The organism is Kitasatospora sp. NPDC059160, from assembly GCF_042755465.1.
Classification (GTDB): domain Bacteria; phylum Actinomycetota; class Actinomycetes; order Streptomycetales; family Streptomycetaceae; genus Kitasatospora.
Map to the genome: position 1 here is coordinate 1 of NZ_JBHZCN010000007.1, position 13,683 is coordinate 13,683.

At 72.9% G+C, this 13,683-nt stretch carries 10 protein-coding genes; 3 read left to right on the top strand and 7 right to left on the bottom strand.

Annotation, left to right across the window (positions count from 1 at the left end; genetic code table 11):
• The first annotated feature begins 1,402 nt into the window (after positions 1 to 1,402).
• Positions 1,403 to 1,894, top strand: a complete 492-nt coding sequence (locus ACFXOZ_RS04210; RefSeq protein ID WP_380587302.1) for a lipocalin/fatty-acid binding family protein — start codon at positions 1,403 to 1,405, stop codon at positions 1,892 to 1,894.
• Between the two features lie 944 nt (positions 1,895 to 2,838).
• On the opposite strand, the gene ACFXOZ_RS04215 is transcribed toward ACFXOZ_RS04210, so the two are convergent.
• The 6 genes from ACFXOZ_RS04215 to ACFXOZ_RS04240 form a co-directional block, all read right to left on the bottom strand.
• Entirely contained in the window at positions 2,839 to 3,246 is a 408-nt protein-coding gene (locus ACFXOZ_RS04215; RefSeq protein WP_380587305.1) for a hypothetical protein, read from the bottom strand.
• A 127-nt stretch (positions 3,247 to 3,373) separates the two neighbouring features.
• Positions 3,374 to 4,354, bottom strand: coding sequence for a hypothetical protein (locus ACFXOZ_RS04220; RefSeq protein ID WP_380587307.1), 981 nt, complete (start codon positions 4,352 to 4,354; stop codon positions 3,374 to 3,376).
• A gap of 90 nt (positions 4,355 to 4,444) precedes the next feature.
• Complete coding sequence (locus ACFXOZ_RS04225) at positions 4,445 to 6,799, bottom strand: Helicase associated domain protein (protein WP_380587310.1); 2,355 nt, start codon at positions 6,797 to 6,799, stop codon at positions 4,445 to 4,447.
• Positions 6,800 to 6,918: 119 nt separating this feature from the next.
• Positions 6,919 to 7,626: a helix-turn-helix domain containing protein gene (locus ACFXOZ_RS04230; protein WP_380587313.1), complete on the bottom strand. Its 708-nt coding sequence runs from the start codon at positions 7,624 to 7,626 to the stop codon at positions 6,919 to 6,921.
• On the bottom strand, positions 7,623 to 9,851 hold the full coding sequence (locus ACFXOZ_RS04235) for a hypothetical protein (RefSeq protein ID WP_380587316.1): 2,229 nt from the start codon (positions 9,849 to 9,851) through the stop codon (positions 7,623 to 7,625). The genes ACFXOZ_RS04230 and ACFXOZ_RS04235 overlap by 4 nt, the downstream gene beginning before the upstream one ends.
• Positions 9,852 to 9,858: 7 nt before the next feature.
• Positions 9,859 to 10,485 carry a DNA-binding protein gene (locus ACFXOZ_RS04240; RefSeq protein WP_380587319.1) on the bottom strand — a complete coding sequence of 209 codons (627 nt, stop codon included), beginning with the start codon at positions 10,483 to 10,485 and terminating at the stop codon, positions 9,859 to 9,861.
• Positions 10,486 to 11,121: 636 nt separating this feature from the next.
• Between ACFXOZ_RS04240 and ACFXOZ_RS04245 the strand changes: the two genes are divergently transcribed.
• The gene (locus tag ACFXOZ_RS04245; protein WP_380587322.1) at positions 11,122 to 11,565 is read left to right on the top strand and encodes a hypothetical protein; all 444 of its coding nucleotides are present in this window, start codon (positions 11,122 to 11,124) and stop codon (positions 11,563 to 11,565) included.
• A gap of 94 nt (positions 11,566 to 11,659) precedes the next feature.
• Here the strand turns inward: ACFXOZ_RS04245 and ACFXOZ_RS04250 are convergent, their stop codons facing one another.
• Positions 11,660 to 12,304, bottom strand: coding sequence for an SAVED domain-containing protein (locus ACFXOZ_RS04250; protein ID WP_380587324.1), 645 nt, complete (start codon positions 12,302 to 12,304; stop codon positions 11,660 to 11,662).
• A 177-nt stretch (positions 12,305 to 12,481) separates the two neighbouring features.
• On the opposite strand from ACFXOZ_RS04250, the gene ACFXOZ_RS04255 reads away from it, so the two are divergent.
• Complete coding sequence (locus ACFXOZ_RS04255) at positions 12,482 to 13,672, top strand: hypothetical protein (protein ID WP_380587326.1); 1,191 nt, start codon at positions 12,482 to 12,484, stop codon at positions 13,670 to 13,672.
• Positions 13,673 to 13,683 lie beyond the last annotated feature (11 nt).

The window sequence follows — 13,683 nt, forward strand, 5'->3', positions numbered from 1 at the left end:
AGCCTGCGGCTTAAGCAGGGCCTGGCGGCCCTGCGGCGGTGCTGACGCACCGCCAGGTGCGGGGGTGCCGGCTACGCCGTCACCGTGCGTGGTGTGGCCTCGGCTGCGCCTCGGCGGATGGTGGGTGGTTGGGGGAATTCGCCGGTGGCGAATTCGTGGGTGTGTGCGGGTTGTTGTGGGTGGGGGTTGGGCGTCGCTGCGCTCCGCCTTTCCGGTGGCTTTTCTCCGGGCCTACGGCCCGTCAACTGGTCGGCTTTCCGGCCTTGTTGGGCCGGTGTTTTCACGGCCCTATGGGCCGATTGACTGGCAGGGTTTCCCGGGCTGCGCCCGGGGGTGAGCGTTGACGATGTGACGCGGAATTCGGGTAGTGGCCCATCCCTCCGGGCGGGCGGGGTGCCGGCCGGGGCCTGCGGCCCTCGGCGTTGACGATGTGTCGCGGACTTCGGGTATCAGTCACAACCTCACCCCCGGGGGCCCTCCCCCGGTCCCGGCCGGTGGCCGGTCAGCCGCCTGGTTGCTGGGCTGGCGGCCCATCCGGCGCCCCCGGGGCGGGGCCTGCGGCCCTCGGGAGCAACCTCCGGGCCACCCGGTCCGGCTCGGCCTCCCCGGCCCGGGTGGCGGGCCCTCACGGGCGCCCCGGACGGCGGTGGCTGACGGGCCCTCAACCGCAGACTCCCGACCGGAATCCGAAGCGAATCCGGCGGCGTTTCCCGACTTCCGTACAGCCCTATCCTACCGGTCCCCGGACGGGCGCGGGACGTGAACGGGCAATCTCGCGGCAACCGTCCATCACGGCTCTATCCAGCCGCGCTCTAGGCGAGAATGCGAATTTCTTTCCTCTCTCTTTCAGGCGGCAATCGGAAAGCCTTGCGGGGCGCAGCGGATGGAAATCGAATTCAGGCACACCGGAAAGGGGCCTACGGCCCTCCGCGCCAACACGGCGACCGCCGTTCCAGACCGCCGAGGAAATCCCGCCAAGCGTCACCTGGGCAATTCCCGGAGCAGCGACACCAAACCGAACACCGGGCCAGGACGGCGGCCTGGACGGGCCGCCAGGGCACGGGCCGCCAGGGCACGGGCAGCACAGCAGCGGCCGAGCCGGGCGCAGCAGGACGGCCTGGCGGCCGACCAGGACGGCGACCAGGCCCAGCAGCAGGACGGCGGGGCGCGGCGCCGGGCGACGCGGGCAGGCGGCAGCGGGCCGCCGAGGCCGGCCAACCGGCCCAGCCCAGTGCAACACGAAGTGCAACACACCCACCCACCCCCACCCACAGCCACATAACACCTGGTCAGACCCGCAACACGGCCCCCGTGTTGCACCCCACCGCAACACCGCGTTGCACCGGCCCCGGCATCCCGCCGGGCCTATTTGGCTGTTCCCGCCCAGGGCGCGGTGGTCCTCGTGGATCATGACAAGTGCGGTGCCCGGGCCGGGCGCCACACTTGTCATGATCACGATGGAGGGGACCATATGGTAGGCGGAGCTTTCACCGACTTCACCGGCACCTACGAGCTGACCAGCAGCGAGGGGTACGAGAAGTACCTGGAGGCGATCGGGGCCAGCACAGCCAGCCGCGAGGCCCTGGCCTCGGACCCGCAAACGGTGAAGATCACACAGGAAGGCGACCACTACACGTTCAAGAGCACCATCGCCGCCAAGGCGCTCGTCACGCAGTTCACCCTCGGCCAGGAGTTCGTCGACACCTTCGAGTACGACAACAGCCGCCAAGCCAAGGGCATCGCCCGCCGCGACGGGAACCGCATCATCCTGCAGCGCAAGGCAGGCGACAGCGAGATGACAATCGTGTACGAGGCAGATGACGAGGGCCTCACCGTGAACCTCGTCGGCCCCAACGGCGTCACCGCCAAGCGCCGCTACAAGCGCCAGCCCTGACCGAAGAGCACCAGCGTGCGGGCCCCGGGCCGAATGCCGGGGCCCGCACGCGCAGCTGCGCCGGCGGTGACCGGGCGGCCACCACCGAGCAGCCGCCGCGGCCCCACCCCGGCACCCTGTCCCCCTTGTCGCGCCCAGACCACACACAGGGGAACAGGGGTATCCGCCCACGTCACAACGCACGACAGCACCCCACACGACAGGGGGCGCGACAGGCAACGCGACAGCCAACCGGCCACCCCCGGACGGCACCGGGACGGCCTCCCGGACCACCACCAGAGCCACCCCCGAGGCGGCCTGACGGCCACCCAGCCGACCAACCGGGACAGCGGCACAACAGGACGACGGACGGCCCGGGACGGCGGCACAGCGAGGCCCGGACGCCCCCGGACGGCGGGACGGCGACGGCAGGCACCCGGACGGCCCCGGACGGCGGCGCGGCCTGGACGGCGGACCCGGAACGGCGGCGGCCCAGCAGACACAGCAGGCCCGGGACGGCGGCGCAGCGAGGCGGGCACGACCACCGGGGACGGCGGTCCCGGCCCGGACGGCGGCGGCCGAGCAGGGCGCAGCAGGCCCGGGACGGCGCGGGGGCCTGCGGCTCCACCCCGGACGAAACCGAACACCCACCCCGCCACCACCCCCGCCCCCACAATTCCGGCCCGAATTCAGAACACCACCGGCAACCAATCCGCCAAAACAACCAGACGGAATACCCGACGGAATTCACCCCCGAAAACAACCCACCACACCGAACCCACCCCCCAACCGGCCCGACCCCACCCCCCGACCCCACCAACCACCACACACAGTCACCACACCAGCCACCCCACCCACCCACCCGACACCCCCAACAGGCACAACCAAAGGTCCAGACAACCCAGCGAGAGAGGCCATTCCACGCCCCACAACGCCAACAGGTCACACCCGCGGTGGGGGATGAGCTACTTCTCTCCGTGGCTCGCACGTGCGGCTCGGCGCCGGGCATCCGCAGCTTCTGCGCGGGCCTGCTTCGCTGCCCGCTCGGCCAGGCGCGCGGGACAGAACTCCTCCTCGGTCCGGTGGTTCACCGCCTGGCGCAGCTTGCGGCCGGCGGGCCAGCGGGAGCCGCGGGCGTGGCGGCGTACGGCTCTGGGAGGCACGTTCAGGAGGGCCGCGAGCAGGCGGACCGCCCGCTGGGTGGTCTCGTCCGGGCTGAACCGGTAGTCCATGCTCAGCGGGCCGTCGGCGTACTGCTCCAGCAGCGCCAGGAGCCGTGTCTGGACGGTGCGCAGCTCTGCCACCGGGCAGTTGCCCCAGCTGTCGGCGGCGTGGGCCTGGCAGGGCGCTGTGGTCTTCTTCTTCATCGTCATGGCGCCACCCTGGCCGGGGCTGGCTGTGGACAGCGGCGCTGACGACGAAGCAGCGCGCCCCAGTCGGGGTCACCGGCTGGGGCGCGCAACGGAAGGGGCGGCGGGCTCCGAGGGCCCGCACGGTCGGTCAGAACTGGCGGCGCCGTACGACGGGCCGGACGGGCGGAGTCTGCTCGGTGCCGCGCAGCGCGAAGGCGGCGGTGCGGGTGCGCTCCAGCCAGCTCGCGACCTGGCGCAGTGTGGCGGGGTCGAGGTGGCGGGTGAGGTCGCGGACGGCCTGGTGGTCGTCGTCGGTGAGCGCGTGGAGGCCGGCTCGGTCAAGGGCGGTGTAGAGGGGCTGGGCGGCGGTGCCGACGAGGCTGCGGTGGGCGGCGTCGGTGGTCTGGCGGGCCTGGTGGGCGGCCTCGCGGGCGCATGCGGCGACGTCCTGGCGGTGGCGCTCACGGCGCAGCGCGTGCTGGAGAGCGGTGTCGTGGTCGGGGTCGTAGTGCTCGGCCCCGGTCTCGACAGTGCGGTCGCGCACGCGCTGCCACTCGGCGCAGACGGTGGCAGCGGTGGCGTAGGCGGCCTCGTCTCCGGCGTCGGCGTACCGGTCGGCGGCGCGCTCGTCCTCCCGGGCCCGGTGCAGGGCCTGCTGGAGGTCCTCCCGGGTCATCCCGGCCGCCCGGCGGCGGACCCGGCTGCGGGCGTCGCCGAGCAGCCCGTCCTCCTGGTCGTCGTCCTCGGCCCGGGTGAAGGGGGTGCGAGCGGGGTGCTGGGCGAGGGCGGCGTGCAGCGTCGCACCGGCCTCCCACGCCTCAGCATGGACGACGGGCTCCGGCAGGGTGCCCGGCTGGGCGCTGAGGACGATCCGGCCGTCGACCAGGGCCACCCAGCCGTCGTGGCCGTCGACGTCCTTCTCGGTCCAGCCGCGGGCCAGGTCGGCGCCCTGGTGGAGGGTGCGGATGCCGTCGTGGCCGGTCCAGCGCAGCCACATCGCGCCGCGCACCAGCGGGGAGTCGTGCATCGGGCGGCCCAGGTCCCGGTCGGCGGGCGCGGGCCGGCTGCTGTACAGGGCCAGCTCCAGCCGTCCAGGCGCGGCGGGGTCGGGGCGGGTGGTGTCGGTCATCGCGCGGTGCCTCCGGAAGTCGGGAGCGGGGTACGGGCAGCCGTCCCGGCCCGGGGTGGGCCGGGACGGCGGGGTCTTGCGGGGCGCGGGTCAGCCGGTGACGGTCTCGGCGTGCCGGGTGAGCGCGTCCAGGAGCGCGGTCTGGTGGTCGGTCAGCTTGCCCTCGGTGCGGGCCCCCGCCTGCTTGCGCAGCCAGGTGCCGGGCCGGAAGGTCGGGTCTGCCTCGCCGCCGGTGCGGTTGGCGGGGCCGTCGAGGGTTCCGCCGGCGGCGAGGTAGGCGAGCAGGCGGCGGTACGACCTGTTCCAGTCCGGCTCCAGGCGCCACAGCTCGTCCAGGCCGTCGAGCTTGGCGACCTGGTCGGTGGTGAGGTTGTCGGCCTTGCGCTGGCGGCGCATCCACGCGCCAACCGCGTAGTCGTCCAGCTTCGCGGTCGCCGGGATCGCCAGGTGGCCGTGCTGGTGGTGGAACGCGGCAGCGTACGCGGCGCCGCGCTCCCAGGCGTTGGCGTTCTTCGACCAGATCATGCCGAGCGCGTCCAGCTCGGACACCCGGGCGGCATCGAGCAGGCCCTGCCCGTTCAGGTGGCGCTGGCGGGTGAGCCAGGAGATCAGCTCGGTGTGCTTCGTCTTGTCGGTGGGGTCGAGGTGGCCGTGCTGGAGGTGGAAGACCGCCGCGACGGCATGCATCCGCTGCCACTCGACCGCGCGCGGGTTGAACGCGCGCAGTTTGACGGTCTGGAGGATCCGCGCGGCGTGCTGCCGAGCGTTGATCTTGAGCCACTCGATCGGCGACTCCACCGGGGCCGGCTGCTGCTCGCCCTCCCCGGCCTCGGCGGCTTCGCCCTCGGGGGCGACCGTGGTCGTGGTGGTGTGCGCGGTGCCCTGGGAGCGGCTGGCGCGCAGCTCGGTGATCCGGCCGACCACCCGGGCGTCGTGGGCAGCGAGGGCGCGCAGGACCCGCCAGATGGTGCGGAAGCTGGAGGCCTCGATCTCGGTGTCGGCCTCGGCCTTCACGGCTTCGCCGGCGTCGTGGACCTCGGCCGGGTGCGTGGTGGCGGTGTCGTCGCCGATCTCCGGCGTGGGGAGGTAGACCGGGATGATGACCCAGCTGACCTTGCCTTCGCGGTAGGACTGGCGCAGCGCGCGGCCGACGGCCTGGACGATGTCGATGACGCTCGACTTCGGGTCCGCGAAGCAGATGGCGTCCACGCTTCTGACGTCGATGCCTTCCGTCAGGAGTCGGCTGTTGCAGAGGATGCCGCACTCCTCTCCGTCTTCGCCGGTGTGGGCCTTGAAGTCGGCGAACGCGGCGCGGCGGTCCTTGAGGCGGTCGGTGCCGGCCACCGCCTTCGCCCAGATCCGCTCCGGGCGCTCGGCGTCGGGCAGCAGCCCCGAGGCCTCCAGCAGGCTGCCGGCGAACTCGCGCGCCGCCGTGACCCGGGAGTGGAAGGTGATGACCCTCCTGAGTCCGAGGTCGGCGACCGCGCGCAGCACCGCGATCTGCAGGGCCAGGCGCAGCAGCTCCTCGTTGGTGCGCTGGGTGCGCAGGTCGGCGACGGCCGGGAGGTTCAGCAGCTCACGCAAGTCCTCGTCGGTGACCACCGGCACGAGCACCCGGTAGTCGGCAAGGTAGCCGTGCTCAATCCCCTGCCCGAGGGTCCAGGTGAAACAGACCTTGCCGTAGATCTCCTCCGAGTCCATGGAGCAGAGCACGGGCAGCGCCTGGCCGTCGGCGTCGGTGAGGTCGGCCAGGCCGTCCTTCGCGCGGCGGTCGTCGGCGATCCGCGGGGTGGCGGTGAAGTACAGCCGGCGCTTCGCCGGAACCTTCGCGTCGTCGTGGATCGCGGCCCACGCCTTCCCCTCCGCACCGGCCGTACGGTGCGCCTCGTCGATGACCACCAGGTCCCAGGCCGGGAGGCCGCGCACCTTGTGGGCCTCGACGATGCGCTCCAGCGAGGCGTAGGTGGCATACACGGTGACCGGCTCGCCGGCCTTCTCCTTGGCGACCAGGTCGGCGATCCGCGGGGCCTGGGTGGTCACCTGGGCGTGGACGCGGCCGCCCGCCTCCGCGCTCTCCAGCGCCTCCTCCCGCGAACACGCCGCGACCGCCAGCCCACGGCGCCCGCCCCGCAGCGACCACGCTTCGGCGGTCTGCTCCAGCAACTCGATCGTCGGCACCAGCACCAGCACCCGGCCCTTCGCCGCCACGCGCCGGGCGCAGCCGGCCGCGATCAGCGTCTTGCCGGAGCCGGTCGCCGCGACCACCGTGGCGCGGCCGCCGTCCTTCACCTCGCGCACCGCGGCCGCGACGGCGTCCTTCTGGAACCAGTGCAACGGCAGCGGGTTCACCGCGGCGGTGCTGGACGGCTGCGCCGGGACCGGCTGCCCGGCGTCGGCGCGGAACGCGGCCGGCACGTCGGCCTCGGTGGCGGTGGTGGTCTCCACGGCGGTGCTTCTCCTTCGGATGCTGAGACGGCGGGGCGGCGCGGGCGGTGCTGTGGAAGGGTCAGGGGCGGGCGGCCTCTCCCCGGAGCCAGGTCATGGATGGGGAGAGGCCGACCGGACTACTGCTGGTCCTCGGGGATCCAACCTCTGACCTCGAGGTAGGCGATGTCGGCGTCCTCGACGGCGCGGCCGGTCTCCACCAGCCACTCCCGCATCGCCTCGGTCACGTCGCCGTGGTGGTCCGCGACCCGCTGGGACCACTCGGCGGCGTCGAACCCGCCGGTGGAAGCGGAGCCGTAGGTGCGCTCCTCGGTGCCGTCCGCGCGGGGGATGAACCCGCGCCGGATGCCGCCGGAGTCCTTCTCCGAGCCCGCGCTGTAGACGTACTGGTTGGCCTTCATCCTCACCGTGAAGGCGAGGCGGCCGCCGGCCTGGCCGGTCTCGTGGACCACCGGGGCGAGGTGGCTCGCGCCGGACTTGATGGCCTGCTTCCCGGCCCGGCCGGCCATCGACCCGCCCGCCTCGCCGACGGTGTCCTTGCCCCGCACCCGCGCCTTCTGCCCGGTCTTGGTCCGGCGGCGGCTGGTGTTCGCCTCCGCGATCCCGGACAACGCCTCCTCGTCCCGCTCGCCGCCGCGCACCGCGCGGACCACCTGGCGCAGCGCGGCGACCATGCTCGCGCCCTTGCCCTTGGTGAAGAACTGGCTCACGAGCGAGGTGTCGCGGCCGAGCATCTTGGCCACCTGCCGCTTGCTGTAGCCCTGGTCCAGCAACTCCTGGGTCAGGCGGGCGGCCTCGTTCGGCTGGTTCGGGTCGGCCGGGCTCACTGGTCAGTCCCCTTCTGCGCGAGTTCGGCGCGGCCCAGGCCGCGCAGCTTGAGGTACTGCTCCTGGCTGACCAGGTACTCGACCGGGCCGGTCAGGTGGCCCTTGAGCAGGTAGTCGCCGGGCTCGCCCCGGTAGGGCCAGGGCTGGCGCTCGGTCAGGGCGATGCCGTCCGTGCCGAAGTAGACGACGGTGCCGGGCTTGGCGTGCAGGGCGCCGGCGTAGCCGATGACGTCCTTGCCCTGGCGGTACTTCATGTCCAGCAGCGCCGCCCGCGCCCCGGACCACACGTAGGCGGCCCACTCGGGGTGCGCGTACGGGTCGCGGGAGAACCCGGCCTGCCGCTGCCAGGTGACCACCGTGTCGTCCTGGCCGAGGATCTCCACCCCGGCGGGAAGCGCCTCGCCGAGCGGGGTGGTGCCGGAGACCAGCCGGGGGCGCTGGGCGAAGCCGCCCAGGCCGAACAGCAGCACGGAGCGCACCGCGCGGGAGGCGAGGTAGGCCGCCTGCCGCTGCCGCTCGTCGCCGTGCAGCTTGGAGAGGTTGGTCAGGTCCGCCCAGGCCGCCTTGAGCCGCTTGCCCCATTCATCCAAGGGCTTGCCGTCCTCGAAGAGCAGGCCGCCGAGGACCTCGATCCGCCACGGTGCGATGTGGTTCGACAGGGCGAGGTGGATCTCCGCGCCGCCCGCCCAGGTGGTGAAGGTGGTGCCCGGCTCGGACGGGTAGACCCAGGCGCGGTCCCTGGTCACCGGGGCGGGCAGCAGGCCCACGTGGTTCCAGCCGGCCGGGACGGTGACCCGGACGTTCCAGTGCGAGCAGGACATCAGCGCCTTGACCTGCTCTGCCTCAGTCATCGCGGCGAACGCGGCAGCGGTGATGCGGCGCGGCGTGCCGACCGGCGACTTCCACAGGTGCTTGGCGTAGGCGAACGTGCGGTCGTACTCCACCAGCGCGGGCAGCTGCTCCGGCACGCGGGGCGGCAGGAGCAGCTCGGTGCGGCCCTGCCCGCCGGTCGCGTGCAGCAGACCCCGCAGCTCCTCGGACAGCACCGGGTAACCCCCGGCCCACTTGCCCGTGGTCGGAATGGTGCGCGACCACAGGTCCCGGCCGGTCTGGCTCGGCGAGCCCATCAGCACGGCGTCGTCCCAGTGGCGGCGCAGCGCCTGCCACAGCAGCGTGAACGCCTGCCGGCAGGTCACGACGTCGGCGCCGTCCGGGTCGAACCACTCCCCCATGCTCCGGATCTCGGTGGTGGCGCTGTCCGGGGCGCTCGCGGGGGCGTAGCGGCCGACGGGCTGGCGCTGGTGGACGAAGTGTCCGGCGAGCTTGTCCCGGCCCGAGCCGACGGCGGTGGTCCACCGCTCGCTGGGGGTGTTCAGCCAGGCCGCGACCGCGTCCTTGAGCGTGCTGTAGCGCTCGGCGCCGTCGTGCCACGGGGCGCCGGCCGTGATGTAGATGCGCTCCGTGCCGGGGGCGGTGGCCAGAACGGCGTCCAGGATCTCCCCTGGCGTGCGGGCGCCGAGGTCGACCCGGACAACCTGGTCGCGGACCGCGAGCATCCCGGCCGCCGCGTCCAGGAACACCGTGGCCCGGGCCTGCTGGACGAAGTTCGGACGCTTGGACACCAGGCCCGTGGTGACGGCCTCGAACCGGGCCCCGGCTGGACCCTCCGGGAGGATGGGCAGCTCACGCGGACCGGCGGCAACGGCCGGACGCTCCACCGCGGCGACCGGAGCGACCGAGGCCGCCGGGACGACCAGCGCGGCCGGGGCAGGCCGCTCGACGGCGGCGGCCTGGTCCTCGACCTCGGTCGGCGCCTCGGCTACCGGGGCGGCCGGGGCCGGCTGCTCGAGCACGGGGGCCGGGCGGGTCAGCGCCGGGGCGACCGCGACGGCGGGCTCGGCGACCGGCTCGGCCACGGGCGCCGGGGCCTGGGCGGGAGCGGCGGCGGCCTGGTCGTCGGCCTTGGCGGCGCGGACGGCAGCCGGGGTCGGGTCCAGCAGCGGGGCGATCCGCACGACGTCGCCGACCGACAGGCCCGCGGCCTTCGCGATGGCCGGCGCCTGGGCGCCCTCGTACCCCGCGAGCCCGGCCACCCGGCGCGAGCGCTGGGCGGTGAGCTTGTCCAGCTCCTTCTGCGCGGCCGCGACCCGCTTCTCGGCGGCCGTGATCTCGGTGCGCAGCTCGCGCAGACCGGCGAGCTCGGCGGTGTACGTCTTGCGGTCCATCAGCGGGTCACTCCCCCTCGGTGGCGGGCTGGTCGGTGGTGGTCTGGCGGGTGGGGACGTAGGCGATCGGGCCGCCGGACACGGACGCCAGGCGGGTGCCGAGCAGCAGGCCCGCCAGTCGGGCGTCCTCGGGGTCGGTGGGGTCGGCGGCGTTGGCGGGGGCGGTGAGGTCGGTCAGGTAGCCGGCCAACCTGGCCTTCGGGAACCGGTACCGCCCTGCGGTGCCGACGGTGCCGTCGGTCTCCCACTCGGTGAGACCGGTCAGCACGGCGACGACGAACCCGGCCACCGTCACCGGCAGAACTCCGCCGGCCGAAACGCGGGCCGGGTCGCACCGCCACCAGCCGGACAGCGCGGCCAGCAGCTGCGCCTGGTCCAGGCCGGTGCCGAAGCCGATCCACTCGCGGTCCGGCTCGTCCACCTTCGCCGGGGCGTCCGAGCGCAGCACCGCGACCTCGGCCGTTCCGAACGCGGTCAGGTCGGCGGCGGGCCTGGCCTGCAACTGCTGGAGCGCGGCCAGCGGGAACACCTGGCGGCCCTGCTCGCGTACGCCGGGGACCACGCCGGTGGCCATCAGCTTCTTCACCGTCGGGATCGAGCACCCCAGTGCCGTCCCGGCTTGACCGGTCGTCACGAACACACCCACAACCTCCACGCCTATTCATCTAACTTAAAACGCTAGGCGACTCTACGCCTCCCCCACCGACACCGTCCACGCCTTTTTAGTAAGTCGTACAAGCATGTTGAGCGGTGTCGTCAACGCCCGCGCCTTCGCTCACCACCGGCCCTTCGGGGGACCGTCCGGCCGCCCCCGGCGGCCCCGCTGTCCAGTGGGAAGCGGGCCGAGCCGCAAGGACCCACCGGAAACGGCTGCGGCTGGCCGGGCAGGGGCCTGTCACCCTGCGGACATGGTCGAATCACCGCACCCCCAGGCCGAGCTCTGCCAGGTGCAGCGCAGCGGCCCCACTGACCGTGAGCGCTGCCCCGAGCCGGCGCGGTTCGTGATCCACCGGCACCTCGACTCGGAACCAGTCGTCTGCGCCGGTCACCTGGCCCCGTCATCCTGCACGCTCCCAACGTCTACTAGCCGCCACAGATCTCGCTGGTCGATGCGAACAAGCACCCCAAGCACGTCGTCGTCACCGGCGCCGACAGCGACCAGAGGGAGCAGCGCGCGAAAGACTGGGCCGCCCACCTCTTCGAGGAAGACCCCGCCCCAGCCTCCAACCCCGCGCTGGATCTGACGGACCCGCAGGACGCCAACCACCTGGTGTCGACCGTCCTGGCCGCCAGCCCCGGGCGGCGGTCCAATGACGTTCTCGGCGCTCTTCTCGGTGCCATCGAAGCGGAGCTCGTCGCCAAGGGCCCGAACACCGTGCCGGCGGTCCTGCACGGCTACGCCGCCGCCAACAAGATGGTCAACGGCGGGAAGGACTGGGCCACCGTCCTGCACCTGCGCCAGGCCCGGACCGCTGCCGAGATCGGCCACGTCCTCGACTCGGACATCGGCCACACGGCCGAAGGCGCGGCCCATATCGTCTCCGGGCTGCTGCGCCTGGCCGCCGCCTTCGACGGTCTCCAGGTCAAGGGCCCGGGGGGTGCGGTCCCCGTTAAGACGATGTACCAGCAGGCCGAGAAGGTGGCGGCCCAGGTCCGCCAGGCCATGGACCAGGACGTGCGCGGCGAGCTCGCCCGCGCCGGCCACCGCGTGTAGTAGCGTGCACGGCCACCTGGCCGGTGCCCGGCAGCCGCGGCACCCGGGCACCGCGATGGCCCCAGCCCGTCCCCTACTCGGAGCTGGTTGTGTGTCAGGCCTCGATGGTGAAGGCCGGCTCGTACCCCTCGTCGACCTTGATGTCCTCGTACACCACGGTCTGGCACAGCCGGTTCCATCGGTGGCCGAGGAAGAGGGAGAGTCCCATCGGGCAGGCCAGGAAGAGGTGCATGCGCCGGACCGGGCGGGTCACGCCGCGCAGGTGGTCACGGATACCGACAGCCAGGGCGTTGGCGGCCGTGCTGTCGGCGACAGAGCCGTCCTTCGCGGGCCCGCCGGGCGGGGTGAGGACGATGAGCTTGGAGACGGGGACGTGCTGCTCGCGTAGGTACGCCATGACGTCCTTGGTCGGGTCGGTGGCGATGGCGATGGCGGCGGCGAGTTCGCCGCCCTGCTCGACGGAGTACTCCTGGGCGCCGGGGGCCAGAGTGATGTCGTACGGGTCGCTGGTGGACCAGAGTTGTCCGCGCTGCATGACGGCGAGGTCGGCGCCGGTCACCATGCGGAAGGCGGTGCCGACGAGGAAGGCCGGGGCCAGGCGGATGCTGCCGGCCCGGGTGCGCCCCACCAGGCCGCTGAACGTCCCAGCCCACTTGCTGTTCGCCAGCGCGGCCCTGGCCGATCCCCAGCCGTCCCCGCCCGCTTCGCCCGCACCGGCGGGCGCGAACAGTGTGGGCAACGCGCCCCCGGACGCGGACACCGACGCGGCCCCACCGGGGCCGGCGAAGGCTCCCGATCCGCGGCGGTGGCGTTCGCGCACGTTCTCCGGTCGCGCCACCGACCTGTTCCTGCGCAGCCTCGCCCCGCCCTCCGATGACAGCGACAGCCCGGCACCGTCCGGCGACGAGGAGATCACATGAACGACCGTGTCCGCGCCCACGCCCGCCCGGAGGCCGCAGCCAAGGCCGCCCCGCACTCCTTGCACCTGGCCGATCCCGGGCCGCTGGCGACCAAGGAGGGCTTCCTCGCCCGGGCTCGACGCACTGTCACCCCGCCGAGCCTCCAGGACAGCGCGCCCCTGGGCACGAAGGTGCGGCTGACCGACCCGCGCTTGGCCTACCACGGCGCTCTGCTGCCCTTGGAGACCGACGACTTCACCCGAGGAGTGCACCTCGCCCGGACCATGCTGGTGAAGAACCTGTACGACTCCCCCGGCCGCAGCCCGAACTTCGCCGTCGACGGCCCGCGCCTTGCCGGCAAGTCGCTGCTCGCCGCCAGGATCGGGTTCGCCTTCCAGGGCCTGGTCGACCACCATTTCCCCCCGGACACGGACCGGCACCCGGTGGTGTACATCCACGTGCCGCACGACCGCGGCGACGCCCTGCACTGGTCTCTGCCGTTCGCGGAGTACTTCGGTCTGGAGCACTCCCGCTCGCCCGAGACGATGAACCACCGCTCCGTCGACATGACCGGGCCCATCACACGCGTCATGGAACGCGCCGGCACGCGCCTGGTCATCGTCGACGGCATCGAGTACATCAGGGACAACGAACGGCAGACCGCGTTCGACTACCTGTTCCACCTCCAGGACGCCCTGCCGAGGATCACTTTCCTGTTCTGCGGCATCGGCGCGCAGGAGATCCTGCACCGCGCCCTCGGCGACCACCGCAGCAAGGCCCCCGCAGCTGGCATCGACAAGCCAGCACCGCTGGGCATCCCGACGCTGTGGGTCAGGCCAGTCCCCTACACCGCCGCCGAACCCGACCAGTGGTGCAACGTCCTCGACGACGCCGAGAAGAACCTGCGCCTGTACAAACACCAGCCCGGCACCCTGGTGCAGTTGGCCGCCTACCTGCATGAGCGCACCGACGGCTCCATGCACGCCCTGAACCAACTGCTGTGCCAAGCCGCGCAGACCAGCATCCTCCAGCAGACCGAAGCCATCGACCGCGAACTCCTGCAGACCATCCTCACCGGCTACAACGACCCGACATACGACTGCCTCCCTGCCCTGGCCGAACCGGCCGCCAGCGACCAGGACAACCACCGGCACAGCAGCTCGCAGGACCAGGCGAGGCAGGACGAAGCGGAACAGTCGCACTCGTAGTACGGCCTTCC

Excerpts from the sequence above, each read along its gene's own strand:
- ACFXOZ_RS04255 (WP_380587326.1), top strand. The coding sequence starts at position 12,482 with ATGAACGACCGTGTCCGCGCCCACGCCCGCCCGGAGGCCGCAGCCAAG.
- ACFXOZ_RS04220 (WP_380587307.1), bottom strand. The coding sequence starts at position 4,354 with ATGACCGACACCACCCGCCCCGACCCCGCCGCGCCTGGACGGCTGGAG.
- ACFXOZ_RS04235 (WP_380587316.1), bottom strand. The coding sequence starts at position 9,851 with ATGGACCGCAAGACGTACACCGCCGAGCTCGCCGGTCTGCGCGAGCTG.
- ACFXOZ_RS04215 (WP_380587305.1), bottom strand. The coding sequence starts at position 3,246 with ATGACGATGAAGAAGAAGACCACAGCGCCCTGCCAGGCCCACGCCGCC.